Annotated in this window: 15 protein-coding genes; 5 read left to right on the top strand and 10 right to left on the bottom strand. The window is 69.6% G+C overall.

Annotated features, from left to right (window positions below; genetic code table 11):
* Positions 1-103: 103 nt before the first annotated feature.
* Positions 104-1,378, top strand: a complete 1,275-nt coding sequence (locus CXQ96_RS02545; RefSeq protein ID WP_104116418.1) for an FAD-binding protein — start codon at positions 104-106, stop codon at positions 1,376-1,378.
* A 4-nt stretch (positions 1,379-1,382) separates the two neighbouring features.
* Here the strand turns inward: CXQ96_RS02545 and CXQ96_RS18300 are convergent, their stop codons facing one another.
* From CXQ96_RS18300 to CXQ96_RS02535, 3 genes are read right to left on the bottom strand one after another with little or no spacing between them, the layout of a single operon-like run.
* Positions 1,383-1,523 carry a hypothetical protein gene (locus CXQ96_RS18300; protein WP_181036329.1) on the bottom strand — a complete coding sequence of 47 codons (141 nt, stop codon included), beginning with the start codon at positions 1,521-1,523 and terminating at the stop codon, positions 1,383-1,385.
* On the bottom strand, positions 1,502-2,365 hold the full coding sequence (locus CXQ96_RS02540; RefSeq protein ID WP_104116417.1) for an MBL fold metallo-hydrolase: 864 nt from the start codon (positions 2,363-2,365) through the stop codon (positions 1,502-1,504). Before CXQ96_RS02540 ends, CXQ96_RS18300 begins: the two co-directional genes overlap by 22 nt.
* A gap of 52 nt (positions 2,366-2,417) precedes the next feature.
* Positions 2,418-3,044, bottom strand: coding sequence for a YitT family protein (locus CXQ96_RS02535; protein ID WP_104116416.1), 627 nt, complete (start codon positions 3,042-3,044; stop codon positions 2,418-2,420).
* Between the two features lie 61 nt (positions 3,045-3,105).
* On the opposite strand from CXQ96_RS02535, the gene CXQ96_RS02530 reads away from it, so the two are divergent.
* Positions 3,106-4,518 carry a PLP-dependent aminotransferase family protein gene (locus tag CXQ96_RS02530; RefSeq protein ID WP_104116415.1) on the top strand — a complete coding sequence of 471 codons (1,413 nt, stop codon included), beginning with the start codon at positions 3,106-3,108 and terminating at the stop codon, positions 4,516-4,518.
* 91 nt (positions 4,519-4,609) lie between these two features.
* On the opposite strand, the gene uvrA is transcribed toward CXQ96_RS02530, so the two are convergent.
* The 4 genes from uvrA to pdhA form a co-directional block, all read right to left on the bottom strand.
* On the bottom strand, positions 4,610-7,141 hold the full coding sequence (gene uvrA, locus CXQ96_RS02525) for an excinuclease ABC subunit UvrA (protein WP_104116498.1): 2,532 nt from the start codon (positions 7,139-7,141) through the stop codon (positions 4,610-4,612).
* 600 nt (positions 7,142-7,741) lie between these two features.
* A complete protein-coding gene (locus CXQ96_RS02515; RefSeq protein ID WP_258058756.1) occupies positions 7,742-9,265 on the bottom strand; it encodes a dihydrolipoamide acetyltransferase family protein in 1,524 nt (507 codons plus the stop codon).
* A gap of 2 nt (positions 9,266-9,267) precedes the next feature.
* A complete protein-coding gene (locus tag CXQ96_RS02510; RefSeq protein ID WP_104116413.1) occupies positions 9,268-10,344 on the bottom strand; it encodes an alpha-ketoacid dehydrogenase subunit beta in 1,077 nt (358 codons plus the stop codon).
* Positions 10,341-11,522, bottom strand: coding sequence for a pyruvate dehydrogenase (acetyl-transferring) E1 component subunit alpha (gene pdhA, locus CXQ96_RS02505; protein ID WP_181036332.1), 1,182 nt, complete (start codon positions 11,520-11,522; stop codon positions 10,341-10,343). Before pdhA ends, CXQ96_RS02510 begins: the two co-directional genes overlap by 4 nt.
* 240 nt (positions 11,523-11,762) lie before the next feature.
* Between pdhA and CXQ96_RS02500 the strand changes: the two genes are divergently transcribed.
* From CXQ96_RS02500 to CXQ96_RS18570, 3 genes are all read left to right on the top strand, one after another.
* Positions 11,763-12,206, top strand: coding sequence for an Lrp/AsnC family transcriptional regulator (locus tag CXQ96_RS02500; protein ID WP_104116411.1), 444 nt, complete (start codon positions 11,763-11,765; stop codon positions 12,204-12,206).
* A 99-nt stretch (positions 12,207-12,305) separates the two neighbouring features.
* Positions 12,306-12,686, top strand: a complete 381-nt coding sequence (locus tag CXQ96_RS02495) for a hypothetical protein (RefSeq protein WP_104116410.1) — start codon at positions 12,306-12,308, stop codon at positions 12,684-12,686.
* Positions 12,687-12,781: 95 nt separating this feature from the next.
* Complete coding sequence (locus CXQ96_RS18570) at positions 12,782-13,327, top strand: CE1759 family FMN reductase (RefSeq protein ID WP_219816068.1); 546 nt, start codon at positions 12,782-12,784, stop codon at positions 13,325-13,327.
* A 21-nt stretch (positions 13,328-13,348) separates the two neighbouring features.
* Here CXQ96_RS18570 and CXQ96_RS18565 read toward each other — a convergent pair whose 3' ends face one another.
* From CXQ96_RS18565 to paaD, 3 genes are read right to left on the bottom strand one after another with little or no spacing between them, the layout of a single operon-like run.
* Positions 13,349-14,128 carry an enoyl-CoA hydratase/isomerase family protein gene (locus CXQ96_RS18565; protein ID WP_104116497.1) on the bottom strand — a complete coding sequence of 260 codons (780 nt, stop codon included), beginning with the start codon at positions 14,126-14,128 and terminating at the stop codon, positions 13,349-13,351.
* 53 nt (positions 14,129-14,181) lie between these two features.
* Positions 14,182-15,312 (bottom strand): 1,2-phenylacetyl-CoA epoxidase subunit PaaE, encoded by a 1,131-nt coding sequence (paaE, locus tag CXQ96_RS02480; RefSeq protein ID WP_104116409.1) that lies wholly within the window; start codon positions 15,310-15,312, stop codon positions 14,182-14,184.
* Complete coding sequence (gene paaD / locus CXQ96_RS02475; RefSeq protein ID WP_258058755.1) at positions 15,312-15,821, bottom strand: 1,2-phenylacetyl-CoA epoxidase subunit PaaD; 510 nt, start codon at positions 15,819-15,821, stop codon at positions 15,312-15,314. Before paaD ends, paaE begins: the two co-directional genes overlap by 1 nt.
* Positions 15,822-15,827: the final 6 nt, after the last annotated feature.

Here is a 15,827-nt window from a genome sequence, read left to right as displayed (position 1 = left end):
TACAACGTTGTAGGATGGGCGGGCACCTCTCTTATGGGGGTGCCGCAGCTTTCGCGCCGTCCTCCCTTCGCACCGTCGCGACACCGGCCAGACAAGGACCACCATGATCGAGGAACACGTACGGGACACGCTGAACTGGGCGGGAAACTACGAGTACCGCGCCGTGACGCTGGAGCACCCGACCTCACTCGCCGACCTGCAGCGGGCCGTCGCGGCTGCGACCCGCATCAGCGCACTGGGCTCGCGCCACTCCTTCAACGACATCGCCGACACCCCCGGCACGCTGGTGTCGCTCGACGTCATGGATCCCGCCGTCGAGGTGGACGAGGCCGCCCGCACCGTCACCGTCGGAGCGGGTGTCCGGTACGGCGTGCTCGCCGGGCACCTGCAGCGCCGCGGCTTCGCACTCCACAACCTCGCCTCGCTACCGCACATCTCCATCGGTGGTGCCATCGCGACGGCGACCCATGGCTCGGGGAACGCGAACGGCAACCTCGCCACCGCCGTCGTCGGGCTCGAACTCGTGACGGCGTCCGGCGACGTCATGACCGTCGCGAAGGGTGACGCCGACTTCGACGGCATGGTGGTGGGCCTCGGCGCGCTCGGCGTCGTGCATCGCGTGACGCTGCGCATCGAACCCTCGTTCGACGTGCGCCAGGACGTGTTCACGGAGGTTCCCTGGGACGCGGTGCTCGCGGACTACGACGCCGCCACCTCCGCCGCCTACAGCGTCAGCCTGTTCACGGACTGGGCAGGCGACACCATCGGCCAGGCCTGGCTCAAGAGCAGGACCGACAGCGGTGCACCGGCACCCGGCGAGTTCTACGGCGGCGTGGCAGCCGATCGTGCGTACCACCCGGTGCCGGGTGTGGCTGCGGACCACTGCACGCAGCAGCTCGGGGTCCCCGGGCCGTGGTCGGACCGGCTGGCGCACTTCCGCCTGGCCTTCACCCCCAGCAACGGCGAGGAGCTGCAGACCGAGTACCTCGTCGGGCGCGAGCACGCCGTGGCCGCGATCCAGGCCGTCCGCAACCTCGCTCCGAAGATCGCACCGCTGCTGCTCGTGTCCGAGGTGCGCTCGATGGCCGCCGACGAGTTGTGGCTGAGCAACAACTACCAGCGCGCCGGGATAGGTCTCCACTTCACGTGGAAGCCTCTCCAGCCCGAGGTCGAAGCGCTCCTGCCCGAACTGGAAGCAGCGCTCGCACCCTTCGGGATGCGCCCGCACTGGGGGAAGCTGTTCGCGGCGGACGCGCGGCAGCTCGCGCCCGTCTACCCGCGGTTCGACGACTTCCGCGACCTGGCGGTGCGTCTCGACCCGGAGGGCAAGTTCCGCAACGCCTTCCTGGACCGCACGATTTTCGGCACCGCGGGCTGATTCGTCAGGCCGGGGCGTCGACCGCGCCGTCGATACCGAGGAGTCCGAGCAGCTCCGCCCAGGATTCGACGACCGCGACGACGCCGGCGCCCTCGAGCTGGCGTCGCCGGGAGGCCCTTCGTGCTAGTGCTTGCGCGTCAGCCACTTCCAGTGGGCGAGCGTGCGCAGGCGGATCAGCAGGACGCGGGACTGCTCCGGTCCGTACGGGAGGATCGGGATCGCCTTCGTCATGTCCAGTGACGCCTCGTCCATCGCGAGCCGGGTCACCCGGATGGCACTGCGCATCTTGTTCATCTGGGTGATCACTTCGGCCACGTCCACGGGCGCACCGTGTCCGGGCACGAAGACGTCGTACAGGTCCTCGAGAGCGACCATCTTGCCGAGCGTCCGCACCCAGTCCGTCGGGAACGAGTCCTCGAAGGCGGGGTCCGCCCCTTCCTCCACGAGATCACCCGTGAACAGGACATTGCCTGCTCCCACCAGGAGGTCGTGGTCGGTGTGGCCCTTGCCGAGGTGGAACAGCGTCACGGACACGCCGCCCAGATCCAGGTCGACGGGAGTTCCCGCCACCAGACGGTTGGCCGGCAGGATGGCGGTGCGTGCGCCGTCGTCCGCCCCCATGGCGGGTTCGACGGCGGCGACGAGCGCACGCTGCTCGTCGCCGTGCTCCGCCTGCACCTCGCTGCACCGGGACGTCGCCCAGAACTCCTCCACACCCTGGTCGGCGAAGTAGCTGTTGCCGAAGAAGTGGTCCGCGTGGGCGTGCGTGTTCACCGCGATGAGTGGCAGGTCCGTCATATCGCGCACATGGGAGTAGACCTCGGCCGCACTGCGTGGGCCCGCGCCGGTATCCACGACGAGGGCACGTTCCGTCCCCACGACGAGCCCTACGTTCATCCGGAACCCCGCGGTCCGCAGCACGTGGATACCCGGGCTGAGCTCACGCCAGGGGCTGGGGCTCTCGGCACTGGGGACGTCGGTGGTCATGGAATCCTCTCGATGGCGGCAGGACTACCAGTTTAGGGTCGGCGGCCACCGATCAGGAGCCGGCGACGACGGCGTCTGCCACCGGCCGTGGACGCTCGGGCATCCGGAAGAGCGGCAGCGCGAGGTTGACCAACGGCCCGATGAACAGCGCGAAGGCGAGCGTTCCCAGCCCCACCGAACCGCCGAGCAGCCAGCCGATCAGCAGGACCGTCCCCTCGATCGCTGTGCGTACAAGCCAGATCGGGGCACCGAACCGATCATGCAGGCCGGTCATCAGCCCGTCACGTGGTCCTGGGCCGAGGCGTGCGCCGAGGTAGAGCCCGCTCGCGACCGCCAGCAGGATCAGGCCGCCCGCGAACAGCAGGACCCGCGCCCAGAGCTGGGTCGGCTCATCGAGGAGTGCGAGGCCCACTTCCGCACTCGGCCCCACGAGCAGGACGTTCAGCACCGTGCCGAGGCCCGGGCGCTGCCGCAGGGGGATCCACAGCAGCAGGACGATCCCACCGATGATGTTCGTCATGAACCCGAACGGGATGCCGGTCTGCTGCGAACCGCCCTGGCCCAACACGTCCCACGGCGGTACCCCGAGCGTGGCACGGATCATCATGGCGAGCGAGAGTCCGTAGAAGAAGAGGCCGATGAGGAGTTGCAGTCCGCGCCGTACGCCGAAGAAGGTCATGCTTTCAGTAGAGCCGCTGATTGGACTTACATCAAGAGGCCAATCATGGCATGGTGGCCCCATGATCGTTCTCGCCGCCCGTCGGCTCACAGCGGAACTCGGTGCCTGGCGCACTACCGGCCCCGGTTACATCGCCCTGGCCGACCGCATCAGGCTGCTCTCTCTCGATGGCCGGATCCCCCTGGGCACCCGGCTGCCGGCCGAGCGGGAACTCGCCGCGCAGCTCGCCGTCAGCAGGACCCTCGTGGCGGCGGCCTACGCGCGCCTCCGGGATGCGGGATACCTCAGGAGCACGCGTGGCTCGGGCAGCGTGGTCGCCCTGCCGGATCGTGGTACGGCCCCAATGAACGACGACGAGGCGGCGGTCGTGCTGGACTTCAGCAAGGCCGCCCTCCCCGCTGCGCCGCAGGTCGGTGAGGCCGCGGCGCGAGCCTCCCGCGAGCTTCCCGCCTACCTCAACGGCAACGGGTACGATCCGCTCGGTCTGCCACGGTTGCGGCGGGCCCTCGCCGACCGGTACTCGGCGCGGGGGGTGCCCACGGTCCCGGGCCAGATCATGGTCACCCTCGGGGCGCAGCATGCGATCTCCCTGCTCGCCCGGACCCTCCTGGGACGCAGCGACACCGCGCTCGTGGAGGCGCCCAGCTACCCCCACGCGTACGAGGCCCTCCGCGCGGCCGGGCGGCGCCTCGTACGCGTGTCCGTCGACGCGGAGCGCGGCTGGGACGGCGACGGACTCGAGCAGGCGTTGCAGCGCACGCAACCCGCGCTGGCCTACGTCATGCCGGATTTCCACAATCCCACCGGCGCGGTGATGCCCCCGGCCCAACGGGAGAGGCTCACCGCTGCCGCCGCGCGACAGGGAACGGTTGTCATCGCGGACGAGACCATGGCCGAGCTGCGGATCGACGGCGCCACCGAGCTCCCCCTCGCCGCGTTCGGCCCCGCCGTGCTGATCGGTTCGATGGGCAAGACGGTCTGGGGCGGATTGAGGATCGGCTGGATCCGGGCCGACGAGGAGTTGATCCGGCGGCTCGTCCAGTCCCGATATGCGCAGGACCTGGGGACGCCCATCCTCGAGCAGCTGATCGCGCTCGAGATGCTCGGCACCTATGACGAGCTGCTGCGGTTCCGCGCGACGCAGCTCAGGGAGGGACGAGACCATCTGGAGACGCTCCTTCGCGAGCTGCTGCCGGAGTGGAACGTGCCGCACGTGACCGGCGGCCTGTGCACCTGGGTCAACCTGGGTGCTCCCGTCAGCTCGCAGCTCGCCCTCGCCGCCCGCGACCGGGGCCTGCTGCTCGGTGCCGGCCCGCGCTTCGGGATGGACGGCGTCTTCGAGCGGTTCCTCCGGGTGCCCTTCAGCTACCCCCTCGAGGACACGCGCCGGGCACTCGGCATCCTCTCCTCCGCCTGGCAGTCCCTGGACGCCCACGTAGCCGTCCTGGACGACTTCGCACCGGCGCTGGTGTGACGCTTCCCGGGTGTCCGTACCGGATGCCGGGCGAACGACGTCTGAGGCCAGCGCACCCGAAGTCCGGCCCCCCGGTGCCGCACCCTGGCTGTCAGGCCGGTCGACGTCCGTCGAGGGAGGCCGCGAGATAGGGCGCAGTCACACTGATCGAAGCATCGAGTGCGGCGACCTGCCGCGGCGTACCGGTAGCCACGATGGTCCCGCCGTCCGAGCCACCGCCCGGGCCGAGGTCGATCACCCAATCCGCGGCGGCGACGACGGCCATGGTGTGCTCGACGACGACGACGGTGTTGCCGGCGTCCACCAGTGCACCGAGCTGTGCCAGGAGCAGGAGGACGTCGGCCGGGTGCAGGCCCGTGGTCGGCTCGTCCAGCAGGTAGAGGGTGTGGCCCCGGCGGGTTCGCTGGAGCTCGGTCGCGAGCTTGATGCGCTGTGCCTCTCCGCCCGACAGCTCGGTGGCCGGCTGACCCAGTCGCAGGTACCCCAGTCCGACGTCGCGGAGCGTCGCGAGGGAGCGGGCGGCAGCGGGGATGCCCGAGAGGAAACCGGCGGCGTCGTCGACCGTCATCGCGAGGACGTCTGCGATGCTGCGTCCCCTGAGCCTGACCGTCAGGGTCTCCTCGTTGTAGCGGGCTCCCTGGCAGGTGGGGCACGGCCCGTAGCTGCCGGGCAGGAAGAGGAGCTCGACCGAGACGAAGCCTTCGCCCTGGCACGTCTCGCACCGGCCGCCCTGCACGTTGAAGGAGAAACGGCCGGCACCGAAACCCTTCGACCGGGCATCGGGAGTCGCGGCGAAGGCCCTGCGGACGGCATCGAAGAGCCCGGTGTACGTCGCGAGGTTCGAGCGCGGCGTGCGCCCGATGGGCTTCTGGTCTACGCTGACCAGTCGGTCGACATGGTCCAGTCCGCTGATGGCCGCCACTGCTGCGGGATGCGTCACGTCCGCCACGTCGTTCTCCGCCGCGCCGTCGTCGGGCGTGTCATTGCGCACGTATGTTCCGACCGCTTCGGCGAGGACCGTGCTGACCAGTGTCGACTTGCCCGACCCGGAGACGCCGGTCACGGCCGTCAGCACGCCGAGGGGTATCGCGGCGTCCACTCCGTTCAGGTTGTGACGGTGGATGCCCGTCAACGTCAGCCAGGCCGACGCTTCCCGCCGTTCCCGGGCGTCGGCTGCGGAGTCGGTGATTCCGGCCAGGAAGGGTGCGGTGAGGGATCCGGGGACATCCGCGAGTCCGTCCACCGGGCCGCTGTAGACGATGGTCCCCCCGCCCTCGCCCGCACGCGGGCCGACGTCGACGATCCAGTCCGCGCGCCGGACGACGTCCATGGTGTGTTCGACCACGAAGACGGAGTTCCCGGCGTCCCTGAGGGCTTCCAGGACGGCGAGCAGTGGCTCGACGTCGGCCGGGTGCAGCCCTGCCGAGGGTTCGTCGAGCACGTAGACGACGCCGAAGAGGCCCGACCTCAGTTGGGTCGCGATCCTCAGCCGCTGCATCTCGCCGGGTGAGAGCGTAGGCGTGGCACGGCTGAGGCTCAGGTACCCGAGTCCCAGGTCGACCAGGGTCCCGAGGCGCTGCACGAGGTCCCTGCTGATGGTGGCGGACACCTCCGTCCCCTCTCCCGACGCGGACGAGCGATGAGCCGCCGTCGGGCGCCCGATGCTCGCGGCGGGTTCGAGGTGGGCCGCCAGGTCGGCCAGCGGCAGGGCATTCGCCTCCGCGATCGAGAGGCCCGCGAAGGTCACCGCGAGCGCTTCCGGCCGCAGTCCGCTGCCGGAACACAGGGAACAGGGACCGGATTCCATGAACGGCAGGACGCGGTCGCGCATCTGCTGGCTCTTGGAATCGTGCAGAGTGTGCAGGACGTAGCTCTTCGCACTCCAGAATCGTCCCTTGTACGGCTTGGCCACGCGATCGCGCTGGGGCGTGACCTCGACGACGGGCTGTTCCTCCGTGAACAGGATCCAGTCCCGGGATGCCTTCGGCAGGTCCCTCCACGCGGTGTCGATGTCATGGCCCAGTTCGCTGACGACGTCGCGGAGGTTCTTCCCCTGCCATGCTCCCGGCCACGCGGCGATCGCGCCTTGCCGGATGGTCAGGGAGGGATCGGGAACGAGCGTCGCCTCCGTCACGTCCCGCGCGATACCGAGGCCGTGACAGCGGGGACAGGCACCCGCTGCGGTATTGGGAGAGAAGGCGTCCGACTCGAGCCGACCCGGAGTTCCCGCGGGATACGTCCCGGCGCGGGAGTACAGCATCCGGAGGGAGTTCGACAGTGTGGTCAGGGTACCGACCGTCGACCGGACACTCGGTGTCCCACGGCGCTGCTGGAGCGCGACGGCGGGTGGCAGGCCCGTGATCGACTCGACGTGGGGCGTGTTCCCCTGCTGGATGAGCCTCCGCGCATAGGGTGCCACCGACTCCAGGTACCGGCGCTGGGCCTCCGCATAGATCGTGCCGAAGGCGAGGGAGGACTTGCCGGATCCCGAGACGCCGGTGAAGGCGACGACGGCGTCCCGCGGGCAGTCCACGTCGACGTCACGCAGGTTGTTCTCACTCGCACCGCGGACCCGGACGAATCCGTCCCTGGTGGTCGTGGCGTCGGCGGGCATCTCGCGCATCAGGTCGGTCACCGGACAACCCTACGGGCTGCGGCGTGGCCCGCCATCGTGAATCCCATTCTGCCTGGCACCCGCGGCGCCGATCATAGGTCGCCGGTCATCGGAACGGAAGGCGCCGGAGGACCGCGTTGCCGGATCGACCTGCCCGGTCCCCGTTCCCAGGCTGGAGTCATGGCCGACATCAATGAAGAGTTCCCGACCCTGGACGACCTCAACCCCGACAACGACGCCCTGCCGCGCCCGTCCCGCCAGACGCACGGGAAGTCGGACGACCAGACCACGTCGACGACGACGCGCTCGCCCTCGCCACGGAACGCGAGGAGGTCGCGCTCGGGCTCAAGGACTATGTACCGGACGACGTCCCGCCCGCCACGATCCGCTGCCGGAAGGGTCGTCCCCCGAGGCCGATCGTGCCCAGCGTGGCCTCCTCGGGGATCCCGACGCCGAACGCTGACGCGGCGGTTCCCTGGCGGGCGGTCGGTGACGACGGAACGCCCGCATCGACCCCGCCGGCGCCGGACCCGAACCGCCCTCGAGGTCGGAAGCGAGGGCGAACCACCTGATTAGAAACGGTGCGGATGAGGAGGTTCCCGCTGACCGCTACAGGTCGGCGAGCAGGCCGCCCGGGTTCTCCATCGCGTCCGCGACGAAGCGCAGGAAACCACCGGCCGTGCCGCCGTCGCAGACGCGATGATCGAATGCGAGCGTCAACTCCGTCACTTTCCGCACCGCGAGCTGCCCGTCCACAACCCAGGGGCGGTCGATGATGCGGCCCATGCCGAGGATGGCGGACTCCGGATAGTTGATGATCGCGGCACTGCCGTCGACGCCGAACACGCCGTAGTTGTTGAGCGTGAAGGTGCCGGAGGAGAGGTCCGACGGCGTCGCCTTCCCCTCGCGGGCCAGGACCGCGAGGCGACGGATCTCGGCGTCCAGCCCACGCGCTGACAGGGTGTCGGCGCGCCGGATGCCGGGGACCACGAGGCCCCTGTCCGTCTGCGTGGCGATCCCCAGATTGACACCGTCCACGCGCACGATTTCCTGCGTCCCGTCGTCGCCCGTGGTGATCCTGCTGTTCAGCTCCGGGTAGCGGGCGAGACCGGCGACGACGAAGCGGGCCACGAAGGCGAGGATTCCCGGGACCGCGTCCGGGGTACGGCGCTTCATGCCCTCGCGCAGCTCCACGAGCGCGGTGGCATCGACGTCCACCCAGACAGTCGCCTCGGGAATCTCCCGTCGGCTGCGGGACATTGCATCGGCGATCGTCCGCCGCACGCCCCGGAGCGGGGTCCTTTCCAGCACCGCGAGGCCCGAGCGGGAGTCCCGTGAAGCTACGGCATCCGGCGAGACGGAGCCATCGGTGGCGGCGGCACGCTGGTCGGTCATCGATGCAGAGCCATCGGCGGCGGCGGCACGCTGGTCGGTTTGCCCCGCCGACAGGGCGGCGATCGCCTGCTCGATGTCGCGGCGGAGGATGAGGCCTGCCTGCCCGGACCCGCGGACGGCGTCGAGGCGAACGTGGTGGTCGCGGGCCAGTTTACGGACCAGCGGAGAGACGCAGATCGGAGCGAGGCCTGCACGCCGGGGCGAATCCTGCGGCACGGCGTTCGTCGCGACCGTAGGCCCGGCGCTCGTCGCGGTGCGCTTCGGAGCACCCTTGCGCGGTCGCTTCCTCCCGGTCATGCCTCCACCGGGCGTCCCGTAACCGATCAGGACGTTCCCGGATCCCCCGGTGGCGACGCCCTCCGCCTCATCGATGTCCCGGGTCGCCTCGATCGGCACTCCGGCGTCCTCACGCGCTGATGCGGCGCCACGGCTGTCGGCGACCTCGTCGGGCGGCGCGGCCACAGGGTTCCGCGCACCTTCCGGCCGTACCGACAGGAACGGCGCTCCGACGTCGAGCACCTCACCCGGCCTGCCATGCAGGACGGCCACGGTCCCCGCGAAGGGCGACGGTACCTCGACGACGGACTTGGCGGTCTCGACCTCGGCGATCGGCTGGTCGACGGCGACGGCATCGCCCTCGGCCACGAGCCAGGTGACCAGCTCCGCCTCGGTGAGGCCCTCTCCCAGATCGGGCAGGGCGAAGACCAGCAGCTGCGGTGCGACGGTCGGCGTGGTCACGGTCAGTCCTCCCACTGCAGGTTGTCCACGGCGTCGAGGATCCGGCCGACGCTCGGCAGGTAGAAGTGCTCGAGCTTGGGCGAGGGGTAGGGGATGTCGAAGCCCGTCACGCGGAGCACGGGTGCGGCGAGCGAGTGGAAGCAGCGCTCCTGGACCCTCGCCACGATCTCGGAGGCCACCGACGCGAAGCCGGGAGCCTCGGCGACGACGACTGCCCGCCCCGTCCTGCGGACGCTCGCGCAGACGGTCTCGTCATCGAACGGGACGATGGAGCGGAGGTCGATGACCTCGATCGAGCGCCCCTCCTCCTCCGCCGCAGCGGCTGCTGCGAGCGCGGTCGGCACCGACGGGCCGTAGCTGATCAACGTCGCGTCCGTGCCGGGGCGTGCGACGACGGCACGGCCGATGCGGCGCGGCGCCTGTCCGTCCTCGAAGGTCCTGCGAAGTTCGGCGAGATCCACCTCCTCCTTGGACCAGTAGAGCTTCTTCGGCTCGAGGAACACCACCGGGTCCGGGAAGGCGATGGCCTCGCGCAGCATGAAGTAGGCGTCGCGGACCGTGGCGGGAGCCAACACCGTGAGTCCCGGCGTGTGCGCGTAGTAGGCCTCGGAGGAATCGCAATGGTGTTCGACGCCGCCGATCCCGCCCGCGTACGGGATGCGGATGACGATCGGCAGACGCACTGCGCCCTTCGTGCGGTTCGGCATCTTGGCGACGTGACTGACGATCTGCTCGAAGGCCGGGTAGGCGAAGGCGTCGAACTGCATCTCGACGACAGGCTTCATGCCGTTCATCGCCATGCCGACCGCCATGCCCATGATGCCCGCCTCGGCGAGCGGGGTGTCGAAGCAGCGCTCCTCCCCGAACCTGGCGGTCAGGCCGTCGGTGATCCGGAAGACCCCGCCGAGCCTGCCGACGTCCTCACCGAACATCAGGACGCCGGGATCCGCCGCCATGGTGTCTGCCAGTGCGGCGTTGAGTGCCTTCGCGAAGGTAGCGGTGGCTCGCGCCGGGGGTGCCGCAACGGCCTCCGGCTGGTGGGTGAGGCGGGCGGCTGGTGCTTCCGTCGTCTGCGTCATCGCTGGTCCCCTTTGCCCTGGTGCTCGACGTCGTCGGAGGCTGAGTCGACGGAGGCTGCATCGGCTGCAGCATCCCGCGCCAGTTCCTCACGCAGTTGCTGGGCCTGCTCACGCAACTGCGTCGTCTTCTCCGTGTAGACGTACTCGAAGAGCTCTGCCGGATTCACCTCGACCTCCGTGTTGAGTCCCTTGCGGATCGCGGTGGCTATCGCATCGGCCTCGTCGGCGAAGGCGCGCTCGCCCACGTCACCCAGCAGGGTCAGCGCCCGCAGGTAGGTGCGCATGCGCAGGATCGGATCCCTGGGCACCCAGCGCTCGACGTCGTCGGCCGAGCGGTAGCGCGTCGCGTCGTCCGCGTTGGTGTGTGCCTGCATCCGGTAGGTGTGCGCCTCGATCAGTGAGGGCCCGCCGCCGTCCCGGGCCCGGTTCACGGCTGCTCCCAGCACGGCCAGCAGAGCGGCGAGGTCATTGCCGTCCACGCGTTCGCCGGGCATCCCGTACCCGATGGCCTTATGCGCGAGCGACGGCGCCACCGTCTGGTTCTTGAGGGGCACGGAGATCGCGAATTCGTTGTTCTGGATGAAGAAGACCACCGGCACGTGGAAGACCGCTGCGAAGTTCAGGGCCTCGTGGAAGTCCCCCTCGCTGGTCGCACCATCGCCGCACATCGCGAGGACCACCGTGGACTCACCGCGCAGCTTCGCGGCGTGGGCGACGCCGACGGCATGCAGCAGCTGCGTCGCCAACGGAGTAGCCTGGGTCGCCACGCGGTGCTCGTGCGGATCGTAGCCACCGTGCCAATCGCCGCGCAGCAATGTGAGGACCTGGAGCGGGTCCACACCCTTCGTGATGACCGCGACCGTATCGCGGTATGTCGGGAACAGCCAGTCCTCGTCCCCGAGGACGAGGGCTGCGGCGACCTGGCACGCCTCCTGCCCGTGCGACGACGGATACACCGCCATGCGCCCCTGCCGCACGAGCGCATTCGCCTGGTCGTTGATCCGGCGGCCGGCGACGAGGCACCCGTACGCGCGCAGCAGCTGCTCACCGTCCGGAAGGGGATATCGATCGTCATGGACATGCTGCCCGTCCGGGCCCACCAGCTGTACGGGCTCCGCGGAAGGAAGCAGGGCGCCGGCTCCCGCCGGCGGCGTTCCGCCCGACGCTCCGCCCATCATGCTGCCGCGACCGCCATTGATTGCCGTACTCATCCCGCCTCCATCACCGGCCGCCGGAGCGGCACTCGTTCAACGGCGCCGGCAGTAGCTCCGACGCTGGATGCTGTGTTGGTCCAGTATGGTCAGCGCCCTGCTTTTGTATCCATGAGCTGCCGGAAGTGTGGATGATCGTGCTCGACGAGGGGTATCGTGTGGACGAATTGTTCATGTGACCTGCATTACGCGAAGGAGCGTGCACGCATGGTGGATGGAGTCCTCGACGACGTGGACCGCAAGATCCTCGCCGAACTCACGCGCGACGGCCGGCAGTCGGTGACCTCGGTCGCGGAGCGCGTCCACATCTCCCGCGCCCACGCCTACTCGCGCATCGCCAGGCTGACGGAGGACGGTGTGCTGACGCGGTTCACGGCGATCATCGATCCCGCGAAGGCGGGACTGCGCTCCTCGGCCTATGTGACGCTCAAGGTGCGTCAACACTCCTGGCGCGAACTGCGCGAAGCCCTGCGGCGAGTTCCGGAGATCCACCACATCGCTCTGGTCGGAGGCGACTTCGACGTCATCCTCCTGGTGCGAGCAGAGGACAATGTGGGGTTGCGACGCGTCATCTTCGACCAGCTGCAGTCGATGCCGGGCGTCCTCGATACGCAGACATTCCTCGTCTTCGAGGACCTCGATACGCGCTGACGCGCTTCGGCGGGCAGCGGCGGGCAGTCCTCCCCATCGTGCCGACCCCGCGGCGGTGCGGAGGGCACGTTCATCCTCCTCAACGCGAACAGCTGCGACATGCTGCTCGAGCAGGCGTACATGCCACCGCTCGAGGGCGATGACGACCTGTCAAGCGACGCGGCGGCGACCCGGAGCTACATGACCTACCTGCTGGAGTTCCTGGCCGACCTCGAGGGTGGCACCGCAGAGGGCACGGCCGGCTCCGTGCCGGTGAGCATCAACTTCGCGGGTGGCCCTACGCTGGACCTCGCGACGACCGTGCTTCCCGGAGTGACTTCGGACGGCGAGGACAGCGTCAGGTTCGTCGCCACGCGCGCCATGCCTGCCAGCACGGGTGTCGTGAGCACGATCATCACCTGCCCGCAATCCGTCGTCGCGGCGGATCCCGACTATTTCGAGCAGGCCATCGCGGAGCTGTACATCATCCCCGCTCCGTGACCTCGACGGCCGGGAATGGCGCCGGCCGTGCAGCTGTTGAGGGGTACATGCAAACGTATGTAGATGGAGAAGTACACCAGCCGCGGACCGGACTGGTGGTAGTGACCGCCGGCGTGGGTACGCCGTCGTCGAGCAGGGTGCTGGCAGACCTCCTCGCGGAGGAGGCGGCAAGCGCACTCGCGGCGTCGGGCGACCCGCTGGAACCGGTGGTCATCGAACTGCGGGACGTGTTCGCTGACATCGCGGCGGCGTTCACCGGTCCGACGAGCCCGCGACTGCGCGTAGCGCTCGACCAGGTAGCGGCGGCCGACGCCCTGATCGTCGTGACACCGGTGTTCGCCGGGTCGTACAGCGGCATGTTCAAGGCCTTCTTCGATCTGCTGCACGCGACGGCCATCACGAACACCCCGATGATCATCGGCGCGACCGGCAGCACGCCCCGGCACGCCCTGGTGCTCGAATACGCCCTGCGCCCCCTGTTCTCCTACCTGAGGGCGGCCGTGGTCCCGACAACCGTGTTCGCGACGTCGTCGGACTGGGCAAGCGCAGACTCCTCGCAGGCTCTGCACGAGCGGGCGAGGCGAGCTGCCGCGGAACTGGCGCAGGCGATGCGCGGCGCCACGGTCCTGGCAGCGAGCTGAGCGCGCGCCGCAGGTTGGGCACTAGACGCCGAAGCGCGGCGCCCGCTTCTCCCTGAACGCCTCGAGGCCCTCACGGTAGTCCTCCGAGGCGCCGAGGGTGCCCTGGGCATCGTTCTCGGCACTGATGGCCTGCCACAGCCCGAGGCGCTCGTCGCGGATGCGGCCGACGAGCTGCTTCGAGGCGACGAGCGCCTGCAGCGGACCACCGGCGGCCCGAGCCGCCTTTGCACGTGCCAGCGCGAGCAGTTCGCCCGCTGGAACGGCCCGGCTGAAGAGTCCTCCGGCCACAGCCTCCGCTCCGCTCATGAGGTCCCCCGTGTACATGAGGTCGAGGGCCCGGTGCGGTCCGAGCCGCTCGGTGAACAGCCAGTGCCCGCCCGAATCGAGGATGAGCCCGAGGTTGGCGAACGGGGAACCGATCTTCGCGTCCGACGCGACATAGACCACATCGGTCGCCATCAGCAGGCCCAGCCCGACGCCGAGGCACGCCCCCTGCGCCGCGGCGAAGGTCGGGGCCGGGAATGCGGCCATCTTCCGTAGTAGCGGCGTGAGCGCGGCGGCCAGGAAGCCGTACGCGTCGTCGGAGCCGGGCTCGATGGAGCCGAGATTCCTGCCGGCGCAGAACGCGCGCCCCTCCCCGCGCAGCACCAGCGCCCGCACAGTGCCGTCGCGGACGCCGTCGGCCGCGGCGTCGTACGCCGTGGATAGGTCCTCCAGCGCCTGTTCGTCCACGGCGTTGAGCCTGTAGGGGGCATCGAGCACGACCTCCGCGATCCCGTCCGCGATGGTGAGGCGGACCATGCCTTCGTGGCCGTCGTGCGGTGTCGGTACCGAATCAGCGGTCATGGGAGCTCCTAGACGTCGTAGTCGACGGAGACGGCGTCGCTCGTCGGATGGGCCTGGCAGGTGAGGACGTAACCGGCAGCCACTTCGTCGGGCTCGAGGGCGTAGTTCTCCGTCATGGCGACGCTTCCCTCGACGATCTTCGCCCGACAGGTTCCACAGACGCCTCCGGCGCAGGCGAACGGGACGTCGGGGCGGACCCTCAGTGCCGCATTCAGTATGGATTCACGCGCGTGGGTAGGGCTCTGCACGGAGCCCCTGAGTCCGTCGAGGGTGAACGAGATGCTGTAGTTCCCACCGCTGTCCGAGGGCACCACGGGCCGCCCGGTGTTCCCCTCGGGGCGGCTGGGCTCGCCCGTCGTGAACAGCTCGAAGCGCACCGTCCCTGCCGGGACACCCCGGGCGGCGAGGGAGTCGCGGCACAGCTGGACGAGCTCGAACGGCCCGCATAGAAACCACTCGTCGACCTGCTCGGCGGCGATCACGGTCCCGAGCAGTTTCTCCAGCTTCTCGGCGTCGATCCTGCCCGACAGCAGCGGCGAGATGCGCTGCTCCCGGGAGAGCACGTGGTGGAGCGCGAAACGGGAGGGGTACCGGTCCTTCAGGTCCGCCAGTTCCTCGAGGAACATGACGTCCATCGCCGCCCGGTTCGCGTAGATGAGGTCGAAACGGACGTTCGGGCCGCTGGCGAGCATGGAGCGAGCGATCGACATCACGGGCGTGATGCCGGAACCGGCTGCGACGGCGACGAGTGATACGGCGCGGTCCCCCGGCTCCGTACGTGGGGTGAACTGCCCGAGCGGGCTCATGACGTCGAGCGTGTCGCCTGCCTTGAGGGATTCGTTCGCCCAGGTCGAGAAGATCCCGCCGAGATCCCGCTTGACGGCGACCCGCAATTCGCCCGGGTGGGGATCGGCGCAGATCGAGTAACTGCGGCGCACCTCCCTCGGTTCGCCGTCGACGAGGAGCGTCGTACGCAGTGCGACGTACTGCCCCGGCAGGTACTCGTACCTGTCCTGCAGTTCCGGCGGGACGGCGAGCGTGACCTCGACGGCGTCCTCCGTGAGGCGGCGCACATCGCGCACCGTGAGGCTGTTGAAGGCGCTGCGCCGCTTGGTCGAGGGGGCGAGGACAACGGCCATCAGTGCACCTTGAAGTAGTCGAAGGGTTCCCTGCAGTCGTTGCAGACGTAGAGGGCCTTGCAGGACGTAGACCCGAAGCGGGTCAGCTCGCGCGTGTGCAGCGAGGAACACTGGGGGCACTTGACGCTGAGTCCGACATGCACCGGTCCTGCCGCAGCCGTACCCGCCGGCGGTGCGATGCCGTACTCCGCGAGCTTCGCCTTCCCGTCATCACTGAGCCAGTCCGTGGTCCATGCCGGCGAGAGCACCAGGCGCACCGCGACGTCGTCGTACCCCGCGCCCCGCAGCGCTGACGTCACATCATCACGGATGGCGTCCATGGCCGGGCACCCCGAGTAGGTCGGCGTGATCGTGATCTGGACCTGGCCCGACGCCGTGACGCGCGCGTCCCGCAGGACGCCGAGGTCCTCGATGGTGAGGACAGGGATCTCCGGGTCGCAGATGGTTGCCGCGATGCTCCAGACGGCGGCGTCGGTCGCCGTCGAGGGACGCACATGAACCTCCGTCACGATGAC

The sequence above is a fragment of the Arthrobacter sp. B1805 genome, from assembly GCF_002929745.1.
Lineage (GTDB): Bacteria > Actinomycetota > Actinomycetes > Actinomycetales > Micrococcaceae > Arthrobacter_D.
This window is presented reverse-complemented; position numbering and strand designations above follow the sequence as displayed.